17 protein-coding genes are annotated in these 24992 nt (G+C 35.7%); 13 read left to right on the plus strand and 4 right to left on the minus strand.

Annotated features, from left to right (window positions below):
- Nucleotides 1-246 precede the first annotated feature (246 nt).
- From EDF66_RS11545 to EDF66_RS11570, 6 genes are all read left to right on the plus strand, one after another.
- Complete coding sequence (locus EDF66_RS11545; protein ID WP_021188490.1) at nt 247-651, plus strand: hypothetical protein; 405 nt, start codon at nt 247-249, stop codon at nt 649-651.
- A gap of 63 nt (nt 652-714) precedes the next feature.
- Nucleotides 715-1008: a Smr/MutS family protein gene (locus EDF66_RS11550; protein WP_132770842.1), complete on the plus strand. Its 294-nt coding sequence runs from the start codon at nt 715-717 to the stop codon at nt 1006-1008.
- A gap of 52 nt (nt 1009-1060) precedes the next feature.
- The gene (locus EDF66_RS11555) at nt 1061-1732 is read left to right on the plus strand and encodes a response regulator transcription factor (protein WP_021188493.1); all 672 of its coding nucleotides are present in this window, start codon (nt 1061-1063) and stop codon (nt 1730-1732) included.
- 176 nt (nt 1733-1908) lie between these two features.
- Complete coding sequence (locus EDF66_RS11560; RefSeq protein ID WP_207898607.1) at nt 1909-3147, plus strand: sensor histidine kinase; 1239 nt, start codon at nt 1909-1911, stop codon at nt 3145-3147.
- A gap of 62 nt (nt 3148-3209) precedes the next feature.
- Nucleotides 3210-3650, plus strand: a complete 441-nt coding sequence (locus EDF66_RS11565) for a PepSY-like domain-containing protein (protein ID WP_021188494.1) — start codon at nt 3210-3212, stop codon at nt 3648-3650.
- A gap of 12 nt (nt 3651-3662) precedes the next feature.
- Nucleotides 3663-4118 carry a PepSY-like domain-containing protein gene (locus EDF66_RS11570; RefSeq protein WP_132842793.1) on the plus strand — a complete coding sequence of 152 codons (456 nt, stop codon included), beginning with the start codon at nt 3663-3665 and terminating at the stop codon, nt 4116-4118.
- Nucleotides 4119-4167: 49 nt separating this feature from the next.
- Here the strand turns inward: EDF66_RS11570 and EDF66_RS11575 are convergent, their stop codons facing one another.
- On the minus strand, nt 4168-5169 hold the full coding sequence (locus EDF66_RS11575; protein WP_132842795.1) for a DUF1080 domain-containing protein: 1002 nt from the start codon (nt 5167-5169) through the stop codon (nt 4168-4170).
- Between the two features lie 277 nt (nt 5170-5446).
- Here EDF66_RS11575 and EDF66_RS11580 point away from each other — a divergent pair, with 277 nt between their 5' ends.
- Nucleotides 5447-6592 (plus strand): calcium:proton antiporter, encoded by a 1146-nt coding sequence (locus tag EDF66_RS11580; protein WP_132842796.1) that lies wholly within the window; start codon nt 5447-5449, stop codon nt 6590-6592.
- A 109-nt stretch (nt 6593-6701) separates the two neighbouring features.
- Here EDF66_RS11580 and EDF66_RS11585 read toward each other — a convergent pair whose 3' ends face one another.
- Genes EDF66_RS11585 through EDF66_RS11595 form a run of 3 tightly spaced genes read right to left on the minus strand, consistent with a single transcriptional unit; the run spans nt 6702 to nt 13910 of the window.
- Nucleotides 6702-9170: a phosphocholine-specific phospholipase C gene (locus EDF66_RS11585; protein ID WP_207898609.1), complete on the minus strand. Its 2469-nt coding sequence runs from the start codon at nt 9168-9170 to the stop codon at nt 6702-6704.
- A complete protein-coding gene (locus EDF66_RS11590) occupies nt 9170-10669 on the minus strand; it encodes a SusD/RagB family nutrient-binding outer membrane lipoprotein (protein WP_132842798.1) in 1500 nt (499 codons plus the stop codon). The genes EDF66_RS11585 and EDF66_RS11590 overlap by 1 nt, the downstream gene beginning before the upstream one ends.
- A 13-nt stretch (nt 10670-10682) precedes the next feature.
- Entirely contained in the window at nt 10683-13910 is a 3228-nt protein-coding gene (locus tag EDF66_RS11595; protein WP_207898612.1) for a SusC/RagA family TonB-linked outer membrane protein, read from the minus strand.
- A gap of 220 nt (nt 13911-14130) precedes the next feature.
- Between EDF66_RS11595 and EDF66_RS11600 the strand changes: the two genes are divergently transcribed.
- The 6 genes from EDF66_RS11600 (at nt 14131) to EDF66_RS11625 (ending at nt 24977) form a co-directional block, all read left to right on the plus strand.
- The gene (locus EDF66_RS11600) at nt 14131-15525 is read left to right on the plus strand and encodes an aminopeptidase P family protein (protein ID WP_132842799.1); all 1395 of its coding nucleotides are present in this window, start codon (nt 14131-14133) and stop codon (nt 15523-15525) included.
- Between the two features lie 22 nt (nt 15526-15547).
- The gene (locus EDF66_RS11605) at nt 15548-17716 is read left to right on the plus strand and encodes a S9 family peptidase (protein ID WP_132842801.1); all 2169 of its coding nucleotides are present in this window, start codon (nt 15548-15550) and stop codon (nt 17714-17716) included.
- A gap of 361 nt (nt 17717-18077) precedes the next feature.
- On the plus strand, nt 18078-21260 hold the full coding sequence (locus EDF66_RS11610; protein WP_132842802.1) for a SusC/RagA family TonB-linked outer membrane protein: 3183 nt from the start codon (nt 18078-18080) through the stop codon (nt 21258-21260).
- 4 nt (nt 21261-21264) lie between these two features.
- Nucleotides 21265-22812 (plus strand): SusD/RagB family nutrient-binding outer membrane lipoprotein, encoded by a 1548-nt coding sequence (locus tag EDF66_RS11615; protein WP_132842804.1) that lies wholly within the window; start codon nt 21265-21267, stop codon nt 22810-22812.
- 291 nt (nt 22813-23103) lie between these two features.
- A complete protein-coding gene (locus tag EDF66_RS11620; protein WP_132842805.1) occupies nt 23104-23703 on the plus strand; it encodes a TetR/AcrR family transcriptional regulator in 600 nt (199 codons plus the stop codon).
- 77 nt (nt 23704-23780) lie between these two features.
- Entirely contained in the window at nt 23781-24977 is a 1197-nt protein-coding gene (locus tag EDF66_RS11625) for an efflux RND transporter periplasmic adaptor subunit (RefSeq protein ID WP_132842807.1), read from the plus strand.
- The last annotated feature ends 15 nt before the right edge of the window (nt 24978-24992 follow it).

Genomic DNA, 24992 nt, shown 5'->3' on the forward strand with positions numbered 1-24992 from the left:
GTACAAAATCCCAATTATACTCAACCATTAGGTAGATGTAGAGTCCTGTAACAGCCTCTAATCTTATTTACCTAACAAAGGTACAATAAACTAATAATATACACTAAAACTTCTTTAAACTAGCTGTATGGGTGATATAAAAAGCTCGATGCAAAACAAAAAAACTTTATTTCGTTTTTTTTGTTTTACACTATTGTAATTTAAAATGATCAAAATTTTAATTATATTCATACAAAAAGGGGTATTATGTCAATCGTATCAAAAGATTTTGAAATTCAAGAAAATCTCATTGTACTCATTGAAGATCTTGAAAGCACGATTTATGATCTTAATCATCGTCTTGCTGGTTACGGCCAGCTCTATAATAAGGCACGTAACCAAACGAATGACTCTAGCGTAGCATATGAAGAAATTGCAGATCAAATTGGTGAAAAGCATCATATTTTATATCACAAGATGAAATCGCTTAATCATTTGCTCGAAATAATTAATGACTATCGTGACAGCAATGGTATTTTTCAGGACCATAATGATCTAATAATACAAATACAGGATATTATGCTTACTCATGCTGAAAAAGAGTCTTATGAGGAAGCTGCGACTATCAAAAAATGGTATGACCGACTCCATTCAGCTGTCGACGTTAAGTAAAGCTCCTTGAACTTTATTTGTAGCCTGTTAATCTTACTTTTGTACCTTTGCAAAAAGATTTACATGAAAAAACCCCCTGTACAAATAGATTTACATGCTGAAGCCTTTCTATACGACTGGCAGGATTATACACCAGATGAATTAGCCAATGAGTCTCTCATCTACATGCGCGATATGTTGGATGCTGCAATATATTGGGATATGCCTGAAATAAAATTTGTACATGGAAAAGGTAAAGGAATTCTGAAAAAAATGGTCTATGATGAGCTGATGATTTATAAAAATCAAAGAGCAATTTCCCATTTTCATCCTGCTTATCATAATGATGATATTGTCGTAGTTGTTATTGGACTTTAATTCCTAAGTCTTTCCTAATTTCGGAATTAACTTTGTTAGCTAATTAAAAGATATGAAAATATTACTAATCGAAGATGAAGTTGCCTTGAGCCAGGTTATCATGCAATCTTTAGAAGCTGAAAAATACCTTGTTGAACAAGCTTTTGATTACAATAGCGCATTAGAGAAAATATCAATTTATTCATATGATTGTATTTTACTCGATATCATGTTACCCGGAGGTTCTGGATTGCAACTCTTAGAAAAGATTAAAGAAATTGGAAAAGAAGAATCGATCATCATCCTGTCGGCCAAAGATTCTGTAGACGATAAAGTAAAAGGTTTAGAGCTAGGTGCTGATGACTATTTAGCCAAACCTTTTCATTTGGCAGAATTACATGCACGGATCAAATCGATTATTCGCAGAAAGAATCAACATGGTGATGATATCATTACGTATAAAAATATTGCAGTAAACACAACAGACAGAAGCATACAGATTAACAACAAACCGGTGATTCTCAACCGGAAAGAGTTTGATTTACTCTATTATTTTATTATCAGGCCAACTAAGCTTATTCAAAAAAATAGCTTAGCAGAGTCAATTTGGGGTGATCATATTGATCAGGTTGACAGTTTAGACTTTATTTATTCACAAATAAAAAATTTAAGAAAAAAATTAAAAGATAATCATGCTGATATCGATATCCAGGCTGTTTATGGTATAGGATACAAATTGATCTAATGACCCACAAGGCAATAATGGCCAAGATCTAAAAAGATATTCACGATTGTTTGAAGAGCTTCAAAAACTGGTGAAGTGATCTTTATATTGCCACTAACTACTATTACCATTATTTAAAACCAGATATTTTAATGAAAAAGTCGCTCAAGAATTACACTATAAGATACATTACAATCATGATTTTGATTGTAATTGCGGTGTGGGCAACATTATTTTATGCATACATCACAGAAGAAGTGTATGATAATGTAGACGACGGCTTAAAGAATCAAAAAATTGAAATTATTCGTGCTGCATACCAAGATGAATCTATTCTAAAAACGGATACATTTGGTATTAATCAGTTTAAAATCACCAAATCTGATGTGCAAGTAAACAAGGATGAAAAAAATATTTTCAAAAACGATCTCATATATATGCCATATGATGAGGATATGGAGCCTTATCGAATTTTAAATACTTACTTCTATGGTAAGGACAAACAGCTGTATCAATTGGAAATTCGAACTTCAACCGTAGAAGAAGATGAACTAAAATATGATCTGGCAACTGCTTTGATAATACTATACATCTTGATTATTGTGAGTATATTTTTACTCAACACCCTTGTATTTCACCGTGCTTTTAAGCCTTTTTATCAAATTCTTGACAAGTTAGAGCGCTACCAGTTTGGGAAAATAAAAACAGTTGTACCGATCACCAGTAATGTTAGCGAATTTATTCTATTGGATACCGAAATCGATAAAATGCTTGATCGCAATGAAAAAATATTCCAGCAACAAAAACTGTTTATTGAAAATGCTTCCCATGAGTTACAGACGCCTTTAGCGATCAGTAGTAATAAACTAGAATTACTGCTAGAAGATGAACAACTGGCAGAGCATCATTTAATCACGATCAGTGAAACTAAAGAAGCTTTAGAACGTATGATTAAATTAAATAAGGCATTACTTATGCTATCTCGCATTGAAAACAATCAATTTGATGCTACGCAAACAGTGGATTTTAATAGCGTAATTCACGAAGCGTGTGAAGAGTTAGCAGACTTGATTGAATTTAGGGGAATCACTTTAGAAGTTCTTGAACATGGAAAGTTCTCCACTGATTTCAATGTGGATCTGGTAAAGATATTAATTTCCAATTTACTCCGTAATGCTATCAACTATAATAAATCAAAAAATGGATTTATAAAAATCGATATTCATAAGGATTTCTTTACAATTGCAAATTCAGGCAAAAACACTGCACTACAAGCAGAAAATATTTTTGATCGATTTCACAAAGAAAATACTGCAATCAATTCAAATGGATTAGGTCTTTCTATAGTTAAAACAATCATAGAGACAAATAAGACCATCAGCATAAATTACTCATACTTAAATAATTTTCATATTTTTAAGATACAAAAGCTCTAATTCCTAATTCTTTACCAAATTGTATGGGAACTTTGTTATATAAATAAATAGGAGGATATATTATGAACAAAATTAAAACAATGGCGATCGTTGCTTTAGTAGCATTATCGACAGTTAGTTATGCACAAAAAAAGGTGATTAACAGCAATCAATTACCTGCAAATGCACAAACATTTATTAAAAACAATTTTGCCAGCAATCAGATCACAAGTACAATTGAAGAAAAAGAAAATCTACTTTCAAAAGAATACCAAGTGATTTTAAATAATGGTACAAAAATAGAATTTGATAAATCAGGAAATTGGGAAGAAGTAGATGGTCACAATAACGCTATTCCTTTAAAATTTGTACCAAAATCAATTCAAAATTATGTTACAAAAAGTTTTCCTAATACCCACATTGTAAAAATCAAAAAGTCAAGCCGTAAATTTGAAGTTGAAATTTCAAATGGTCTTGAATTGGAGTTTAATAAAAAAGGGCAGTTTACTAAAATAGATGATTAATAGAATTAAAATATGAAAAAACTAATTTTAACATTTACAGCCTTACTTGCTCTTGCATTCATCGTGGTATCATGTGACAAAGATGATGATCATGAAGTCCCTGCTACATCTTTACCAGCATCAGCATCCACATTTCTTAACACCTTCTTCAAAGATGTAACTATTCGAAAAGTTGAGAAACAAACTCCTACTGCAACAAATAAAACAGCTTACAGTGTGGAGTTAGCCAATGGAATCGAAGTTGATTTTGATCAAGAAGGTAATTGGAAAGAAGTAGAATCTGACAATGATACCGCTATTCCAACGGGTTTTATCTCAACTACTATAGTCAGCTACGTGGATACAAATTATAAAACTGCACAAATCAGCGCCATCGATAAAGTTACTGCTGGATTTGAAGTCGAACTGACAAATGATATCGATTTATTGTTCGATCCAAGTGGTCAATTTGTAAAAATCATCTTATAAAATTAAAAGCCTCCTTCAGTAGAAAGAGGCTTTTTTATTTGTATTGTTATTATTTCTTAGCTGGTGTGATCTTTATTTTTCTAAATTCAACCGGAGCATGATCTCCTTGTAAATATATAGGTCCTGGTTCACCTTCTTTACTATCTAACGCACCACCTGTTATTCCTGGTATTTCTTGATTATTAATAATCGTCTTACCATTTGCGACAATAGTCACCAATCTTCCAACCAATGTAACCTCATACTTCTGCCATTGATCTGGTCCTAATGTAGCCATTTCATTTGGAGCTAGAAAGCCATAGATACCGCCAAAATAGAGACTTCCTGGATGTTGATCCTTTGGACTGTCTTCAATTTGCAATTCGTATCTTCCTCTTAAATAAATACCAGAATTACCACCGGTTGTATATCGAAATTCTGCTTCTAATTTAAAATCTTCAAATTTTTGATCTGTTACCAAATTAGCACCCGCCTTTGCATTCGTCAAGATCCCCTCTTTTACCGACCAGTTATTCTCGCCACCAATCGTTTTCCAACCTGTCAAATCTTTACCATTAAAAAGCTCAATAGCCTCTCCCCATTGAACAGTTCCTGTACGATTTAAATAAGGTGCTTTTTCACCTGTAAAGTTATAGCTAACACCTTTATTAGTCGTCACGGTCCCTTTAATACCCGTAGCCGTCAATTCACCTGCAATCACAAAATCACCTTCTCCACCTTCCCATTGTGGCGGAATAGCAAATGAAAATTTTCCATCCTCAAGTTTAACATGAGAAACAGGGCGAGCACTGCCACTGTCACCAACATAACTTCCTACCAATGTGTTAAATCCAGATAGTTTTACTTCAATCCAAGATGGTACTACTTTTCCATCTTTATCCACATTCAAATCCCAACGACCGATCAAATCTTTAGCTCTTTCAGGTACGACTTGTTTTGCAGGATTATGTTCTACTTCTGTTTCTTTTTTTTGATCTGTCGTTTGACATGAACTTACACTTGCTCCCAATAAACAAAAGAGAACACTATATTTTAAATGATTTCTTAACATTTTTTAAAGAATTGTAACAAAGATTTAGATTTTTTATTATAGTTATCAAAACGAATATACTAAAAATATCAATTATTGAATCTAGTAACTCCGAATCAACACAAAAAAATTACGAATACAGGCTTGGATATAATAAGAAATACTCTTCCTAAACTAGAAATCGCGCATCTATCGCTAAAACAAAAAAATTACGTTACATATAGTTTTTATCAAATGTTAAAATTAATACCACTTTTAGTAAAGATATTTGTATCAGTAATTTATATATGGAAACAATATGAAAACAATACTGAGTACAAAAACAATAATCCGATTAATCACCATCTGGATTATTGTCATCGGTTTAATGCTATTTGATCAACAGATTTTTAAAACAACATTTTCTCCTGTATCGGCAATCACCATATTTATCATTCTTTTGGCTACAATTTTAACCGCTTCTTTTGGTGTTGTAAAAGAAGCGGACGAGCTTGCACATAAGTTAGGAGAACCTTTTGGTACACTTATTCTTACACTTTCAATCGTTACGATCGAAGTGGTTTTGATTGCTGCTGTTATGCTTGGTCCAGCAGAATCTCCAACAATCGGAAAGGATTCAATCTTTTCTGTCATGATGATTATCATGAATCTTGTGGTAGGACTTTGCATTTTACTTGGAAGTGCCAAATATAAAGAACAAGAATATAATGCTCAGGGAACACTGTCTTATTTTTCAATGATTGTAATACTTGGAGCAACTTCATTATTACTTCCTAATTTTATTCAAGGAGCAGGCAATGGCGCATTTACGACTTTACAAGCGATATTCATTTCAACTTTAATTATACTTGTATACATCGCATTTCTTTACTATCAATTAAAAGGATATAGTCACTTATACATACAACCGGCAAAAGGAAATCTTGAAATCCAATATCCTAGCCAGATACAAAATTCTGTTAATAAAGATGCCCCAAAATCTCAGGATAAAAAGGAAATATGGATTCGTTCAGCCCTTCTTATTTTAATGATTCTACCAATAGTATTGCTATCACATCAAATGGCAGTGGTGGTTGATTATGGTATTGTTACCGCAAAACTTCCAATAGCATTGGGTGGTATTCTTATTGCTATCATTGTATTTACCCCGGAATCTATTACAGCGGTTAAAGCAGCTCGTAATAACGAATTTCAAAGAAGTATCAACTTATGTCATGGTGCTTTTGTTTCGACTGTAGGTTTAACGGTTCCCGCTGTACTGCTAGTAGGATTACTAAAAGGAAAATTAGTTCTATTTGGATTAACTGGTACAGAAACTGTTTTATTTACAATGACACTCTTACTAAGCTTGATCAGCTTTTTAGGGAAAAGAACTACTCCTATTTTAGGTATTATTCATTTGGCTCTATTTGCTGTGTACATGATGCTGGTATTTAATCCATAAGCTGTTTGAATTTCGTCATCTTATCGCCATATAAAAAAGCGCACCTATGAAGTGCGCTTTTTTTATGAACCTTAAAAAAACCAACGATCTACATTATATATTGGTCGACCTAAGAATGATTAACTACATCTCCCATTAAGGGATCAGTCTTACTTGGCATCCCATTTTCAATATGCCCAGCAAATACAAAACAAAATTCTGGATCTTCTTTACAAGTTATCTCAAGATCATACCATCCATGGCTTTTGCTGAAGTCAAGTATTTTGGTACCTGAAAAAGATTGATCTAGCGAAAAAGGCTCAAAGCAATCATAATTCCCATCTTTAATCAAATAACTGTGTCCTTTATTAATCTTTTTCAGTTCCAATGCTATCGTGTTTTTTTTGTGATATTGTTTAACGATGATGGCATGTGGCTTTTCTTTATGCAATTTGAACATTCTGAAAAAGCCGTTAGGACCATGTAGCTCCATTTCGATACTATCGCCCTTTAATTGATCCATATGCCAAGCATACCTCAAAGGTTCATTTTCTTTAACCGCAAAATTCCAAACCTGACCTGCACCTACTTTTCCATAAGCCATTTGGGATCTAACCTGAAAAGGAACTCCAATTTTTTTCTTCGATTTAACAGGAACTTTAGTTTCAAAAGTAATTTCAAAACTATTATGTTTCAACTCTGCATTGACTTCCAATGCATATGGCAATGCACATGCTTGTTTGATACCTTTCTCCTGTATAGCTTTTATTGAAGTTGGTAAACCTTTTTTACGAATTTGATCCAATTCTGAAGGTGCGATCTGTACAAATTCTGTTGGTAATTTCTTTGCACGTGCACTATAAATACGCTCCACATACTGATCCCGATTAACAGGAACTAAAGAATCAAGGGAAGTATCTGTTACTTTACGAAATACAGAATTTAAATCTCCACATACCAATCTTCTCCATGAGGAAATATTTGTTTCTTTGATATCTTTTCCTGTTTTCTGGAGTAGAAATTGTTCCAAGAACTGTAAACAAGAGGTATGATCGAAAACTTCCGAATTTACCCATCCGCCTTTAGACCAAGGTGAAGCAATCACTAATGGAACTCGAAACCCTAATCCTATCGGGCTTTCCAGTTCCGAATCGGTTTTCCCTGTTCTTCTCCGCTCCTGTTCTTTAGTAACATATTCATCTGCCGTATGGATACCTACAGCAGTCTTTCCGGAATCTTTATTACCTTCCAAAGGTGGGACAAATGGAGAAATATGATCGAAATATCCATCATTTTCATCATACGTCAATATAAAGATTGTTTTTTTCCAGACCTCAGGATCCTTTGTCAAAATATCTAATGCTTCCGAAACATACCAAGCTCCATACCAAGGCGACCCAGGGTGGTCAGAAAAACGACATGGGGCTACCAACCACGACACTGTAGGTAAGTTCTTCTCTTTAACATCTTTACGAAATTGATAAAACACATCTCCAGCAGGTACATCAACTTCCTGCTTACCCTGGCTATCTTCGTAAACCAATTTTTCTACCCGATGATAATCAGGATCACCAATATTAGTTACAAAAGCTTTTTTATGAATGGCCTGATGTAGATCGGATAACTTTTCGAAATTCTGTTTTGAAAAGCGCTGTAAATCTTGTTTTAGATCTTCAATTTGCTTTTTTAACTTAGATTCTTCGACTGAGTCTTTTAAACCGATTACATCTTTTTCTAGCTGTTTCAATTTGTATTCCATCCAGGTACGGTGCGCAGGGTGATAGCGGACACCATATTGTTTGTGAAATTCCAGATTATTATCTGTAAAGTTGGCCAACCAGTCTTCTTCCTCACCTTCAAATCCGACAGGGATACTCAGTTCGTTTTGATATACCTTCCAAGATACTCCAGATTCTTCTAACCGTTCAGGATAAGATTTCCAACTTACATCTTTGTAATTGATTTGGCCATTATCCACATGGGCGGTTGATTCAGGGTCACGTGGATTTTCGCGCACTGTTCCTGTCCAAAAATAGGAGCGATTAGCGCTTGTACCTGTCAGAGAAGAGCAAAAATGTTGATCACAGACAGTAAAAGCATCGGCAAATGCATAATAGAAAGGTAAATCTGCCCGATTATAATAGCCCATCGTAAGCGGCATAGCTTTATAATCTTTAATACCTGAACTTTTTGCTTCCAGCCAATTGTCCATCCGGCCATCATTACGCGCGGCTACCATATCTCGCCAACCATGTGGCAAAGAACCCATCCAAGTGGATTTACTATTAACAATATCTAAATGAAAAGGTGCAAAATATTCTCCTTTTTTATTTCCTTGTATCCAAACAGGAAGACCGTTAGGTAGTTTTAGTGCTCGAGGGTCATTAAAACCGCGCACCCCTTTGAGTGTACCAAAGCAATGATCAAATGAGCGGTTCTCTTGCATTAAAAAGACAATATGCTCTGCGTCCATATAGGTCGATCCCAACGGTGCTTCAATAGCTAATGCGCGTTGAATTGATTCAGGTAACCAATTAACGACTGCTGTAGCGCCAGCTAATGCTGACGCTTTTTTTATAAATTGTCTTCTAGATTCCATTATTTCAACCACCAGGTCTGTAAGTTTATATTATCATTGCCTGCAAATTGACGTTTAATCGCTTCGGAGACTTGTACCGTATTATTATTGTATTCGTCTTGAGGATACATCCAACGGTAAGCAATTTTTACGTTATCGGCTTTAAGCAAACTTGGATAACCCGTTCTTAAATGATCAAAATATGCTGTATAGCCTCCTTGATGAAAAGAGCGTAAATATTTTTGCATAAGGATACGTTCCAGTTTTTCTTCCGAAGTTTTTGCGTTATCCAAATTAACCATTTTTTGTGACAAATAACTTTCTAAACGTGATGCATCAACGTAGGTATTTAAATTTTTAGCATAATTCTCATAAAATTTAAAAGATGCCTTAATACCATTCACATAACAATCTTTCTCATTTCCTGTAATCCATCCTCTTACTATTGCCTCCGCTATTATAAATTGTAGTTCTGAATAGCCTATCAGAACCAATGGTTCGGCAGTTGGATCTTTGTAAAAGCGTTCGTGCACCTTCGATAGTTTCCCTTTTACAGCTTTTTCATTGACTTCTGCATAAGGTACAATAGGATTACCGCCTTCATATGAACTAAAATCATCAAGTGCCTTACCCGCCTCTTTTCCTAAACGTGTTTGTGTGGCCAAAACAAATAAACGTGGATCTTTATGATCCTGCAATCGTTGAATAAAAGTGGAGTCCATATACATACCCGATCCATAACCACTTGAATTAAACTCGGGATAGCGATTACCTTCTTGATTTAAAAAGATTAATTGTCCGTCCTCTGATCCTGTGACATCAGCGATCAAAGTCTCTCCTTTATAAATCTTTGCAAACTCTGATTTAATATCTATAGGAAAGTCTGCACTTTTACGGGATAAAGTAAGTAATACTTTTAATCGAAATGAATTGATCAGCTTTCGCCACTTATCAGAATTTCCCCCATAAATAATATCTCCATTAATCGGATTGGTATTTGATTTCAATAAAGTATTTGCTTCTTCTAACTCCTTTAAGATTCCAACAAAAACTTCTTTTTGTGTGTCATACTTCGGCAGAAACATTTCAGAACTTTCTCCTTTTGCAGCTTCAGCGTATGGAATATCGCCAAAAGTCAAGGTTAAGTTATAAAAATAATATGCCCTAAAAAATTTGGCTAAAGCTTGATAATTATTATCACTGATCTTTTCTGCCTCCTCAGTCATTTTAGTGATATTACGCAAAAAACTATACTGCTCAAAACTACCACGTTGCCAGTTATAAATTTGGTTGGCATTTTCACCATCTGTTTGCACAATCATTTTTAATGCATATAAAGGCGAAGTTCCATGCCAAGTCCTAAAGGCATCCCATTCAACTTTTGTCAATAGCGCCTGCGGATGTGTTGTAGATGCTTCATTTGGATTAATATTGACATCTGTCAATTTTTTACATGACTGCAATCCTATTACAGTAAGCAGACCAAACCCTAGTATTATATGTTTGAAAACAAGTTTCATCTTATAGAATTGTTTAAAATTTAAAATCAAGAGATAAACCAATATATCGTGTAGATGGATCTTGCAGATTACCGTCATTCCCCACTCCAAAATCTGGATCTAGGTATGGTACTTTTTTCCACATGGCTAAGTTGTAACCAAATACAGACGCGTCTAATGTTTTCAGATGCTTTAATTTAAATAGTTTATTAACATCATAGCTAATCGATACTCGACGTAGTTTGACAAATGAACGATCAAATACATTGGCAAATAGTTTATTTTCGGCTTCTGAGACACGAGCTTGATAAGGGTAATTTTGACTCCATGCCTGCCAATCTACTGCTCTGCTATTTTGAGCATAGGTACGTGTATCAGAGGTAATATTACCATTAACATCTCTAGTCAGCTCACCGCCGGTTACAACAACACCTTCAGGTACATAAATAGGTTTTCCAGCATCATATTCTTCTTGTCTGTACAATACTGAAGAAGGGTGTTTTCCTCCCCACCACATCTTTTCAATAGTAGTCGAATTCATAACCCCTCCAATTGATCCGTCGATATCTATATTGACCGTAAAATCTTTAACCTTAAATCTGTTCGCAAAACCAAATTGCCAATCGGGTTGAAAGTATCCTAGATACTGGGGAAACGGATTACGAATTGGCATACCTGTATTGGCATTAAGGACCAATTGTCCATCAGCTGATTTCTCCCAGACTGTTGCATAGTAGCTATCGGCACGATCACCAATTTTTAAGTTACCCATTTTAACCTGGTCTTTATAAATCTCTTCCAGTCTCTTTACTGCTCTCGACCAATTAACTGTTGAAGTCCATGAGAACTCTTGTTGTTTTATAATATTACCGGTTAAAGAGATCTCTAAACCTTTAGTGCGAAACTTGTTTGCATTAACTTTACGGGATGTGAAAGCTGAAGCTGCAGAAATACTTAAATCAATAATTTGGTTTTTATCAATAACCTCATAATATGTTACATCTGCTGATAATCTATTTTTAAATAATGCAAATGCGGCACCTATTTCTAAAGAATTAGATTGCTGTGGTAAGATATTAGGATTCACAATTCCTGCAGGATAAGTCACTGAAGGTGTAGAACCATAAGTTACATCTTTTTTATAAGTCGCTAAAATGCTATACGGATCTAAATCGGATGAAACTGATGCCCAAGAACTATATAGTTTAATAAAATCAATTTGCTCAGGTAGTTTAAAGTAGTCCGACACTACGGAACTTAGTGATACAGAAGGATAGAAAAAGGATTGGTTTTCTTTTGAGAAGGTAGATGACCAGTCATTACGTCCTGATAAATTAAGATATGTTGATTTAAATAAATTAAAATTTACAGTGGCATACGCACTTCTGACTATTTTTTCACTAAATGCACTTTCTGCTTTAACAGGTCCTTGCGTATTCCCTAAGCTGTATATAAAAGGTACTACTAATCCATCGGTCGTTTGATATAACTGACGGTATGTTTTTTTGAAAGTTGAAGCACCCGCATTGACGGTAAGCCCAAATTGATCTGAGAACTCCTTATTGTAAGTTGCCAAAACATCAGCATCAAAATTTAACTGATTACTATCCCAGTTTTTATAATCTCCATTTCTTGAATCACCATAGTTCATATAAGACTTAGGGCTTTGCATATCCTGAAAAACATTTTTTTGTCTGGCAGAAGCACGACCTTTTATTGTAAAATCGGGTGCTACTTTCCAAGTTAATGCTGTCTGACCTTGCAACACGTCCTGGTCATATATTTGATTAAGTTCGTACGCTGCGAAATAAGGATTATTATACCATGCATAATTATAATTTGCTTGACGATATCCTTCTTGATCAGGAATATAATGATGTTCGTTAAGCTCTTTGCCATTGACATCATTACCCATCCACAATAAAATGGTATACATATGATTTTTGGGACCATAGTTATACCGAGGATAATTAGGTGATTTAACTTTATTATAAGAAAGATTCAAATCCAACTGCACTTCTGGTCTAAAACGAAAAGATGTGTTTAAATTCAGACCTCCGGTCGTCAATTTTGTATTCGGCACCTGCCCTTTTTGAAAGGCATATTTTCCAGAACCAAATATGCTTACTTTTTCAGAGCGGTAAGATACCGTAGCATTATTTTCTGTAATCAATCCTGTTCCTAAGAAGTCTTCCAAGTTATCGTGTGACACCCAATCTGTTGGTATTCTTTCATAGCGTGATTTATCGTCGTATTTTGTACCTTTTACGTCGCCCCACCATGGTGTCACTTCACCTGTAACCTTATCTCGGATCGGACTATTCCATTGCGGTACTTTAAGTCCTGCATTTAGCTTTGGACCCCAAGCCATATCACCATCAGAAATACCCCCGTCTGCTCCATCCCAAAATTCGTATTTTCCATTTGATCCACTTCCAAATTCCTTTTGTGATTCAGGAAAAACGGTAAATCCTGCAGAAAACATGTTGGTGGTACCAAAAGAAAACTCTAAGCCTTCATTTTTAGCACTTTTTGTAGTAATTAATATGGCCCCATCCTTACCTCGTAAACCGTAAAGTGATGAAGCAGCTGTACCTTTCAACACATTGATGTTCTCAATATTTTGACTTGGTATATCAAAAAAATCTGTTTCCACAGGAATACCATCAACCACGATCAATGGGGGTTTTCCACGCAATTGAAAAGAGGGTGCTTGGAAGATCCCCGTAGGATTATTTACAATCAAACCTGATACCTGCCCTGTTAGCGCTGTACCGATGTTCATGGTTTTCGACTCTTTTAAGACATCGACCTTCACCTCTTGTGTTGCATATCCAATTTGTTTTTTCTGTTGCTTGATACCAATAGCTGTTACAACTACTTCATCTAATTTTGATGCATCTTTTTCCAAGGTTATCTCTAGAGTAGCGTTTCTGATCTCTACAAATTGAGTCTTATACCCCAACGAAGAAATTCGAAGTCGATCTCCAACTTTTCCCTTAATAGAAAAATTCCCATTAAATTCTGTCCTTGTACTTTGTTTATTGGCTTCGTTTATGATGGTTCCCCCGTCTACAGGATTACCTTGCTGATCACGAATTACTCCTTTAATGAGTTCTTGATCCATTACTATTCCAACAGGTGAAACAGAAGCAATTTTGTTTGCCCAAACCACTTCTGTCTGCACAGCATATAGAAGTGCTACACAGAGTGTCATTTGGGTACTTTTCTTAAATAATTTTAATGAGTATGGTTTCATCATGCTAAGCGATTTGGCGCAAAGTAATGATCTACATATTAAAGAAAAATGAAAGCAGTATTAAGTTTAAAAGGATAAAATTAAAGCAACGATAGGTTAACATACCAACCGATTTTTAACATTTAACAACCGTAAAATAGCACAATCAGAAAAATAGGTGTCTTACATGTTTTTGTTCAAGTCTATTTTCATAAATTTATACTTTATTAAAAAGCATTCCATCATGTTTGAAAAAGAAATATACGTCCACAGAAGAAGAGAACTAAGCTCTAAATTTTCATCAGGTGTTCTCCTTTTTTTAGGAAACATTGAAAATCCTATCAATTTTGAACACAATACCTATCCTTTCCGTCAAGACAGTAGTTTTTTGTATTATTTCGGGATCAAGAGTCCGAAATTAGCGGCTGTTGTCGATATCGATGCCGGAGAAACTCTTTTATTTGGTGATGAAATGACCATTGATGATATTGTATGGATGGGTCAACAACAGACTTTAAGAGAAAAAGCGCAATGGGTAGGAATCGCAGCAGTTCGACCTTTTCATGAACTCCAGCCGTATTTGGAAAAAGTGCTTAAAAATAGTAATCAGGTACACTACCTACCACCTTATCAAGCGCACAACAAGTTATTACTTCAACATTTATTAGGCTTATCCATTGACCAGATCAAACCATCTGTCGAAATGATCCAAGCCGTCGTAACACAGCGCAATATAAAAGCAACAGAAGAGATCGCAGAATTAGAAAAAGCGGTGGACGTAGCTGTGGATATGCATCGCCTAGCAATCAAAATGACAAGGCCGGGTATGCATGAGTATGAAATCAGTAATGCTATTCAACATCTTGCACAAAATAGAAAAATGTCATTTTCATACCCTCCCATTGTGACCAAACATGGGGAGATATTACACAATCATATCCAATATCATAAAATAAAAGCTGGTGATATATTGCTAAATGACTCTGGTGTTGAAACTGCGCTAGGATATGCATCAGATTTAACACGTTCATTTCCTGTAGGAAAAAGATTTAACCCGCTACAAGAAGAATTATACGCTGTTGTTTTAAATGCATTTAAAACTGCTGAAGCAGCATTAAAGCCAGGAGTTGCTTTTAAAAACATCCATTTAAAAGCCTGCGAAGCACTTGCTGAAGGATTAATCCAAATTGGTTTCATGAAAGGAAATGCGCAAGATGCTGTTGCGGCACATGCACATGCTTTATTCTTCCAATGTGGTTTGGGTCATATGCTAGGACTAGATGTACACGATATGGAAGATCTTGGCGAACAATATGTGGGATACACCGCAGACGAGCCAAAAGACACCGAAACCTTCGGTATAAAATCCTTACGATTAGGAAAAAAATTAGAGGCAGGTAACGTCGTGACAGTAGAACCCGGTATCTATATCATACCTGAACTCACTCAAATGTGGGCACAGCAAAATTTGCATCACGAATTTATTAATTATGATCTGCTCAATAAGCACCTGGACTTTGGAGGTATACGAATCGAAGATGACTATGTTATTAAAGATTCTGGATATCATCGTTTAGGAAAATATCTAGAACGTGAACTCAATGAGATCTATGATCTCAAAGATCAAGGAACAGATTAGAAGCACCTAAGTAAAAATATACATGAAAAATATACGTATTATAATACTATTACTAATAGTATGCTACTTTCCAAATCTGCTATTGGCACAGCGATTTTGGGCAGAAGATGATGGACAATATTATGAATTCTCTGAAAAGGGTATTGAACTCATCAATCCCAAAAGTGCTCAACGCACGCTATTTCTAGCAAATAAATTGCTTGTACCTACAGGTAAAACTAATGCATTAGAGATAAGTCATTTTTCCATTTCGAATAATAAAGAACGTATTTTATTGTACACCAATAGCAAAAGAGTCTGGCGTGAGGAAACGAGAGGCGACTATTGGGTCTTTGACAAGAAAACAAACCAGTTGACTCAACTGGGCGCATCTTTCCCTGTGTCTCAACTGATGTTTGCTAAATTTAATCCACAAGGTACCAAAGTAGCATATGTGGTTAAATCCAATCATAATATTTATGTTGAAGATCTTGCAACAGGGGCAATAAAACAAATTACGACAGATGGTACTGATCGTATTATAAATGGAACATTTGATTGGGTCTATGAAGAAGAATTTGGATGCAAAGATGGTTTTAGGTGGTCTCCAGATGGAAATGCTATTGCATACTGGAAACTCGACGCACGCGCTATTCGTAATTTCTTAATGATCAATAATACCGATAGTATCTATTCTTATACAATACCTATTGAATATCCAAAAGTGGGTCAAGCACCTAGCGCATGCACCATTTGGACTTACCAATTAGCTACAGATGCGACGACACAGATACAAGTTCCTGGAGATGCTATTCAGCACTACATTCCAAGGATGGAGTGGAGTCTAGACAGCAAACAAGTCATCTTACAGCAACTTAATAGAAAGCAAAACGAAAGTAAAATTTATTTAATAGATGTTGCTACTAATAACGCTAAAAATATCCATAGTGAAAAAAATGATTCATGGATAGATATTAAATCACGTTGGAACAATAACGATCCAACCGGATGGGACTGGATTCAAAATGGCAAAGCTTTCATTTGGGTTTCAGAAAAAGACGGTTGGCGTAAGATCTATCAAATCGATCTTCAAGGCAATGAGAAATTAATCACGCATGCAGACTATGATGTCATCGATATTGAATTGTTCGATGCAAAAAGAGAAATGATTTATTTCAGTGCTTCACCAAATAATGCAACACAAAAATATCTTTATTCGGTATCAACCAAAGGTGGAGCTCCAAAAAGACTTACACCAGAAGCATTTTCAGGAACTTGTGAATATGATATTGCCAAAAATGGACAAATCGCGATCTTCAATTTTAGTAACAACAAAACAGCCAAGAGCAATGCTTTAATTGAATTACCAACCCACAAAACTTTAATCGATTTTAGAGGTACAATAAGTAAAAAGCCTGAAGATGGGGTAACTGAATTTTTCAAAGTAACAACAGCAGATGGTGTTAGTTTAGATGGCTGGATGGTCAAACCTTCGGATTTCAATCCCAACAAGAAGTATCCCGTAGTTTTCATGGTGTACGGCGAACCTGCTTCACAAACTGTATTGGACAATTTTAGAGCTGGTATGAACAGCTTATATAGTGGCAATATGTCTAAAGACGGTTACATCTACATTTCACTGGAAAATAGAGGTGCACCTGCGCCCAAAGGTACAGAATGGCGTAAAAGTATCTACCGCAAAATCGGACAGCTCAATATCAGAGATCAGGCATTGGGAGCAAAAGAAATACTTAAGTGGTCTTTTGTAGATAGTTCGCGGATCGCAGTATGGGGCTGGAGCGGTGGAGGTTCCAGTACTTTAAATCTATTGGGACAATATCCCGAAATCTATAAGACAGGTATAGCTATTGCTGCTGTTGCCGATCAATTATTGTATGATAATGTTTATCAAGAAAGATATATGGGTTTACCACAGGAAAATTTAGAAGATTTCCAGAACGGTTCACCACTAAAATATGCCAAAAATATCAAAGGTAATCTTTTGTACATTCATGGTACTGGAGATGATAATGTACATTACCAAAATGCAGAAGTTCTCATCAATGAACTCGTTAAAAATAATGTGCAATTTCAGTTCATGTCTTATCCAAATCGAAGTCATTCCATCAACGAAGGAGAAGGAACTTCTCAACATCTGAAAACTCTGTTTACAAATTATTTAAAACAGCATTGTCCTCCAGGTGCAAGATAAAATAGATAAACTGAGTATAAAAAAACATTTGAAAAAGTCGATATCTTGAGATATCGACTTTTTTTATAAATCATAAATAATGGTGAAAAAGATTACATAATTAAATCCAACCAATTTTATCAAAGTTGCATTTAAATGCAACAAGAGCACATTTTAACATTTTTTTAACAAAAAATACAAAAACAAAGACTACTTATCAGGTGGATTTTATATATTTGCATCATTAACAAAAAATAATGAAAAAACACACTACCTGTATGTACATAAAACGAATGCTTCTAGGAGGTACTTTAGCTTAATGATATACAATTATCTCCTATAACAAAAGACTCCCTAACTTCATATATTACATTTTATCAACATGACAAAACATACAACAAATTTTGTCGTCGCAGCAGCGCTTTGCCTTAGCTCAAGCACACTGTACGCACAATCTACCATAAAAGGAAAAGTAGTTGATGAGCACAATACTGCCATTCAAGGTGCTACGATTACTGATATTTCAAGTAAAAAGCAGGTTCAAACAGATGTAAATGGTTTATTTGAATTTCCGTCAAACGAAAATACGGTTACACTACAAATACAATACATTGGATTTGAAACTAAAACGATTCAAGCAAATATTTCAGGCTTAAATACGATACAGTTAATTCCTACAAGTTCACAGCTTAACGAAGTTGTTGTAACTGCATTAGGTATATCAAGAGAGAAAAGATCTTTGGGATATGCTGTACAAGAAGTAAAAGGAACTGAGTTACAAACTCGTCCTACCAATGCGTTAAGTGCATTATCAGGAAAGGTTGCTGGTCTTCAAGTTACAACTTCAGGTGGAAATATGGGCGGCTCATCCTCCGTCTTGCTGCGCGGCATCAATTCAATCTCAAACAATAACCAGCCTCTCTACGTAGTTGATGGTACGCCTATTGACAACACAGACTTTAATTCAAGTTCTACGATCAATGGTAGCGCGGGGAAAGATATAGGTAACATGATTCAGGATCTTAATCCAGATGATATTGAAAATATCTCTGTATTAAAAGGGGCGACAGCAGCGGCACTATATGGATCGAGAGCAGCAAACGGTGTTATTATGATTACTACAAAACGTGCATCAAAGGGTGAAAAGGTTGAAATATCTCTTAATACTGGTATTGACTTTGAGAATATTACCCGATTGCCCAAAAGACAACATCTTTACGGCCAGGGTTATTCGACCAATTTTCAAACTCAGAACATTAATGGAAAAGATTACAAGATTGTCGATTATGCTTCCGATGAAAGCTGGGGGCCAAAACTAGATGGAACACCGGTGTTACAATGGTATAACCTCAACCCTGAAGATGAAGCGAATTATCTGAATCCAACACCTTGGCTTTATCCAAAAAATGATGTTAGTTATTTTTTCAGAACTGGAATAGCTAATACCAACAATTTTGCCATTGCAGGTAACAGTGGGAGCACCAATTACCGTTTTTCATACACCAATAAAAATGTAGAAGGTACCACCCCAAATTCAAGTTTGACAAGAAATGCATTTAATTTTTCTGGTGGCACACAATTGGGGAAAGTCAAAATAACCTCCAATTTCAATTACATCCGCAACTCTTCTGTAGGCCGCCCATGGACTGGTGCTTCCAATAGAAATATTATTCTTGAAGCTTTCCAGTGGGGTGCGGTACAAGTCGACTATAAAATACTTGAAAACTACAAACGTGCAGATGGAACACCATTAGCTTGGAACCGTACAGGCTGGCAAAATACACCTGCTGCTGAAGCAACTCGTTTTATCGACAATCCGTACTGGTCAGCATATGAATCTTACATGGAAGACAGTAGAGATCGTTTCTATGGAAATATCGGAGCCGAATACAATGTGAATAGCTGGTTAACCGTGGGTGCAAAAGTACATGGTGATATCTATTCATTGCAAGCACAGGACCGTATTGCCGTATACTCGCGAAGCACATCGCAATATGAAGAAACAAACAATAAACTCAATGAGTATAATTATGAGTTTATAGCGACTGCTAAAAAGAACTGGGATAAATTTTCACTTGTGGCATTTGCTGGTGGAAATATCCGAGACAAAAGCTGGCAAAATAACTATGCTATAACCCAAGGAGGATTAATTCTACCTAATTACTATAATTTAAAAAACGCAAATTCTGTTAAAATAGATAATTTCAAGTATCACAAACGCATCGCTTCAGTTTTTGGAAGTGCTTCGTTTGGGTATAATGATTTACTCTATTTAGATGCTACAATCCGCAATGACTGGTCTTCAACACTTCCTTCTTCTAATTGGTCCTATATTTATCCTTCATTAGCGGGAAGTTTTGTTTTTAGCAATTTAGAACCATTTAAAAATCTACCATGGTTAAGTTTTGGTAAAGTTCGTTTGGGTTGGTCTGATGTTGGTAATGATACAGAACCATATCAACTTGCAAAACTGTACGAGGCTGAACAATCTTTTGAAGGCTCCCCTTCTTATACAGCACCAGCAATAAAACCAAACGATCAACTGGTTCCGGAACGGACAGGATCATGGGAAACAGGTATCAACTTTCAGTTATTCAAAAACCGTCTAGGTTTGGACGTTACGTATTATAACAACACAACAAGAAATCAAATTTTCCCAGTTCCAGTATCTTCGTCTTTTGGATATGAATCCAAATATCTTAATGCAGGTAAGATGAATAATAAAGGTATTGAAATTGTTCTTAATGGTACTCCGATCAAATCAGAAAACTTCAGTTGGGATGCATCGGTAAACTGGGCAAAAAATAAAAACAAAGTTGTTAAACTAGACGACCAAGTCAATACTTTAAACTTAAGTAGCGGCTTAGTTCAATTGGTAGCAAGAGAAGGAGAATCTTACGGTCAATTTTTAGGAAATGATTTCGTTTATGCGCCAGATGGCCAACGTGTCATTCAAAATGATGGTACTTACATGAAGACCTCACAATTAGTCCCATTAGGATCTATTCTTCCAGACTTCACCTTTGGCATTCAAAATAGTTTCCGTTATAAAAACTTCAATTTAGGATTTTTAGTATCTGGTCGTGTCGGTGGTAAATTCTTCTCACAAACCTATAAGGTCGGTATGTATTCCGGTATCTTGGACAAAACAGCGGCTAACAATATCCGCGAGACAGGTGTTGTACTTGATGGTGTAAAAGGAGATGTTGCATTCAATAGTGATGGAACGTATGATGTAACGAATATCCAACAAAACACCACCAATATCACCGCTCAACAATGGGCACGTAATGAATACAATGGTCCAACCACATTTTCCATCTTTGATGCTACTTTTGTTAAATTAAGAGAAGTAACATTAGGTTATAACTTCAAATTGACTAACCCCAAGGTTATTAAAAATATTGGCGTCAATGTCTATGGACGTAACCTTTGGAATATTTATACCAAAAGTAAATACATTGATCCCGAGTTTACTTCCAGTGGCGGTAATGTCCAAGGCATCGAAGGAGGAAATATTCCTTTGCCTATAACCTATGGTTTCAATTTGAATCTTAAATTCTAAAAAAATGAAAATAATTAATATATTATATACTTCAGTAATCGGTATTTCACTTGTTGCATCTTCATGCTCAAAGTCTAAATTTGCAGAGATCAATACCGATCCCAATCGTCCCACTTTTGTAACAACACCGACATTATTGGTTACCGCTGAAAAACAATTAGTAAATGCCTTGCGGAGTGAAGATATCAGCTTAAGAGGAGCACAATTATTTTCGCAATACTTTGCACAAAATATTTACACCGATCAGTCACGTTATCAAATACCAACCAGCTATTCTGATAATTATTGGACAGCAACATATAAATCACTCAATAACCTGAATGAAATTATTAAACTCAATTCAGATGAAAAAACAAAAGCAACGGCATCGGCAGGAACGGCAGGTAGCAACGTCAATCAAATTGCCGTTGCCCGTATTTTAAAATCTTATGCTTTCCATTCATTAACTGATGTGTTTGGTAATATTCCATATCAATCCTTTGGTAACGCTGATCCAGATTTTGAGGCTTTGCAACAGAACCCGGATAACTTGACTCCGAAATATGCTAGTCAAGAAAAGATTTACAAAGATATCTTAACTGAATTGCAACAAGCTGCAGATACCTTGATCAAATACCAAGGAGATAAAACATTTGGTACTGCTGATGTTATTTATAAAGGTGATAATGGAAAATGGGCTAAATTTGCCAACTCTTTACGTTTACGTTTAGCAACACGCATCAAAACTAAAGATGCCAACTTAGCGAACACTCATATTACTGATGCGATCAAAAAAGGCATTTTCACCTCCAATAGTGACAATGCGACTTTTAAGTATTCCAAAACTTCACCTAATGAAGCACCATTATACCGTGCCACTGTTACGGCAAATCGAAAAGATTTTGCGCTTTCCAATGTCATAGTAGAAGCATTACAAGGGAAAAGGGGGCCATTTACAATCGTAGATCCTAGACTACCTAAATATGCAAAACCAACAACTGAAAATGGCAGCTATTTTGGACAGCCATATGGATTACCTTTAGCTGCCGGCAATTTATTTCCACTAGAAAAAATTTCTTTACCAGGAGATATAATCAATGCGGCCGATTATGCTGAGGTATTATTGGAGTACGCAGAAGTAGCCTTTTTGCTATCCGAAAACAACAATTGGGATCAAACTCAATATATCAATGGTACCCGTGCATCTTTAGAAAAATGGGGAGTAGTTGCCACAGACGTTACAGCATATTTAGAAAAGCTACCTGCAGCTAATAAAGAGCACGTACTATCACAAAAATACCTAGCTTTATTCAATCAAAGCATTGAATCTTGGTCTGAAGTGAGACGTACAGGATATCCGTTATTCCTGATCAAAAAAGGAGATGTGGTCTGGAGTGGAACTGTGGATGGAAAAACAGTAACTTATACTTTCAATCCTGAAATAGGGAATGCTATCCCTAGTCGTTTGGTTTACCCAATTAAAGAGCAGAGTACCAACAAAGCTAACTATCAGGCTTCGCTAGCACAACAAGGCGATGATGTAATCACGAATAAATTATGGTGGAACAAATAAGCAATTCATAATTTTCTTAAGACAAAGCCATCCTTTTAAGGTTGGCTTTGTGTTTTTTAACAAGTTTTCTAATTATTTCTCTATGAAATCTTGGCATTTTCAGAAATAGGTTTTTCACTAATTTTATACAACCTTTCTCATAACATCAATAAATGCTGACAAAAACAGGTTTACCTTAAATCAACGATGATTTACTACTATTTTTTATTTAATGACTTTTAGATGTCACAAATGAAAAGTAAAAATCAGAATTTTGTCCTAACACTGTTAAATCATTTATGCTAATAAAGCATGGCTAGTAAAGATCGCATACAACGTCTTAAGGACGAAAATAGAAGCAATATTCTTGACGCCTCTCTTCAGATTGTAAAAGAAGAGGGATGGCAAGCATTGAGCATGCGTAAGATCGCCGATATCATAGAATATACGGCCCCCATGATTTATGAATATTTTGCAAACAAAGATGCTATCTTAACAGAACTTGCTAACCAAGGCTATAGATTACTTGCAAAGAAGGTAAAAGAAGCGAAATCGAAAGAAACTGATCTTGAAAAACAATTAGAAACCATGTGGTTTAGCTATTGGGATTTTGCCTTTGAAGAACGCGAACTTTATCAATTAATGTTTGGTGTTGGAACCGCCTGCTGTGGATTTGAAAAAACTTATAAATGTGCTGAATCACACGGGAAGATGATCAGTGACGTTATCCGAGAAATTATGAAAGAAAAAAATCCTTCGGAAGAACTGATCTGTAGAAAGTACTTTACATACTGGTCTATTATACATGGATTAATATCGATAAATCTGGTGAATCAAGGTAATGGAGATGTTACCAACCAACAAGTTTTAAAAGACGCGATTTACGGAATTACACGTTCGCTTACTGATTAGTTTTTTTTACCTTAAATAATACAACGTTAAAGGATTTAACAGCGTTAAATATACCATACCTCAATTTTTAATATAACATGAAAACACATCTATTACTAGATTTTAAGAGAATTTACGTCTTATCACTTAACAGTGTTAAACAACTTAATGTAGTAAAGGCGCTTTATTTTTTACCTGCAATTTTCCTGTACAGCTGTACCACAGGAACTAGCAAACCAGCACCTCCTCTCCCTGCTAACTTACCGGTAATGACCATATCAAACGGTGAGGAAACAGTCTATCAGGAATATCCTGCTAGCATCGAAGCATCGGCCAACATTGAAATCAGACCTCAAGTAGAAGGTATTTTAGACCGCATTTTTGTTGATGAGGGAGCAAAAGTCAAGAAAGGTCAGGCGTTATTTAAAATCAACGACCGCCCGTACCAAGAACAACTGAACCAAGCCCAGGCCAATTTGCTTTCTGCGCGAGCTGCGCTAGAAAATGCCGCTTTAGAAGTAGAGAAAAAAACACGTCTCGTCAACAACAAAGTATTGACCGATTTCCAACTCAAAACAGCAATTAGCGCCCGAAATGCAGCACAGGCAAACGTGCAACTTGCTATTTCAGCAATTGAATCGGCTAAAATCAATGTAGGATATACCTTAATTCGCGCTACAACAGACGGTTATATCGGAAGATTACAGAAAAAGCAAGGAAGTTTAGTTAGCCCATCTGATGCACAACCATTGACCGCTTTGTCCAATGTACAAGATCTGCATGTTTACTTCTCTCTTGGTGAGAACGATTTTATCGCATTCAAAAACAACACTGCTGGCAGTAATTTGCAACAAAAATTGAATAATCTTCCTCCGATCAACTTAGTCCTATCCGATCAAAGTATTTATGATCAAACCGGCAAGATCGATATGGTAGATGGTCAATTTGACAAAAACACCGGAGCCATTACGCTACGTGCAACATTCAAAAATCCAGAAGGCATATTAAGAAATGGAAATACTGGACGTGTCAGATTACAGAAAAAATATGACAATATGCTCCTTGTTCCTCAAATGGCAACCCTTGAGATGCAGGACAAAATTTTTGTTTATACGGTTAGCAAAGAAAACAAAGTGGTGCAACAGCCTATCACGGTCATCGGCAAAAGCGGAGCCAATTACTTAGTGAGTAATGGCCTCAAAGAAGGAGACCGCATCGTCTACAAGGGAATCGATCTGCTTCAAGATGGCCAATTGATCACCCCACAAGCACTACCGAAAGACAGCATCAACTAAAACATAATACGACAA

It is taken from the genome of Sphingobacterium sp. JUb20 (genome assembly GCF_004342035.1).
GTDB classification, from domain to species: Bacteria; Bacteroidota; Bacteroidia; order Sphingobacteriales; family Sphingobacteriaceae; genus Sphingobacterium; species Sphingobacterium anhuiense.

Excerpts from the sequence above, each read along its gene's own strand:
- EDF66_RS11545 (WP_021188490.1), top strand. The coding sequence starts at position 247 with ATGTCAATCGTATCAAAAGATTTTGAAATTCAAGAAAATCTCATTGTA.
- EDF66_RS11550 (WP_132770842.1), top strand. The coding sequence starts at position 715 with ATGAAAAAACCCCCTGTACAAATAGATTTACATGCTGAAGCCTTTCTA.
- EDF66_RS11555 (WP_021188493.1), top strand. The coding sequence starts at position 1,061 with ATGAAAATATTACTAATCGAAGATGAAGTTGCCTTGAGCCAGGTTATC.
- EDF66_RS11560 (WP_207898607.1), top strand. The coding sequence starts at position 1,909 with ATGATTTTGATTGTAATTGCGGTGTGGGCAACATTATTTTATGCATAC.
- EDF66_RS11565 (WP_021188494.1), top strand. The coding sequence starts at position 3,210 with ATGAACAAAATTAAAACAATGGCGATCGTTGCTTTAGTAGCATTATCG.
- EDF66_RS11570 (WP_132842793.1), top strand. The coding sequence starts at position 3,663 with ATGAAAAAACTAATTTTAACATTTACAGCCTTACTTGCTCTTGCATTC.
- EDF66_RS11575 (WP_132842795.1), bottom strand. The coding sequence starts at position 5,169 with ATGTTAAGAAATCATTTAAAATATAGTGTTCTCTTTTGTTTATTGGGA.
- EDF66_RS11580 (WP_132842796.1), top strand. The coding sequence starts at position 5,447 with ATGAAAACAATACTGAGTACAAAAACAATAATCCGATTAATCACCATC.
- EDF66_RS11585 (WP_207898609.1), bottom strand. The coding sequence starts at position 9,170 with ATGGAATCTAGAAGACAATTTATAAAAAAAGCGTCAGCATTAGCTGGC.
- EDF66_RS11590 (WP_132842798.1), bottom strand. The coding sequence starts at position 10,669 with ATGAAACTTGTTTTCAAACATATAATACTAGGGTTTGGTCTGCTTACT.
- EDF66_RS11595 (WP_207898612.1), bottom strand. The coding sequence starts at position 13,910 with ATGATGAAACCATACTCATTAAAATTATTTAAGAAAAGTACCCAAATG.
- EDF66_RS11600 (WP_132842799.1), top strand. The coding sequence starts at position 14,131 with ATGTTTGAAAAAGAAATATACGTCCACAGAAGAAGAGAACTAAGCTCT.
- EDF66_RS11605 (WP_132842801.1), top strand. The coding sequence starts at position 15,548 with ATGAAAAATATACGTATTATAATACTATTACTAATAGTATGCTACTTT.
- EDF66_RS11610 (WP_132842802.1), top strand. The coding sequence starts at position 18,078 with ATGACAAAACATACAACAAATTTTGTCGTCGCAGCAGCGCTTTGCCTT.
- EDF66_RS11615 (WP_132842804.1), top strand. The coding sequence starts at position 21,265 with ATGAAAATAATTAATATATTATATACTTCAGTAATCGGTATTTCACTT.
- EDF66_RS11620 (WP_132842805.1), top strand. The coding sequence starts at position 23,104 with ATGGCTAGTAAAGATCGCATACAACGTCTTAAGGACGAAAATAGAAGC.
- EDF66_RS11625 (WP_132842807.1), top strand. The coding sequence starts at position 23,781 with ATGAAAACACATCTATTACTAGATTTTAAGAGAATTTACGTCTTATCA.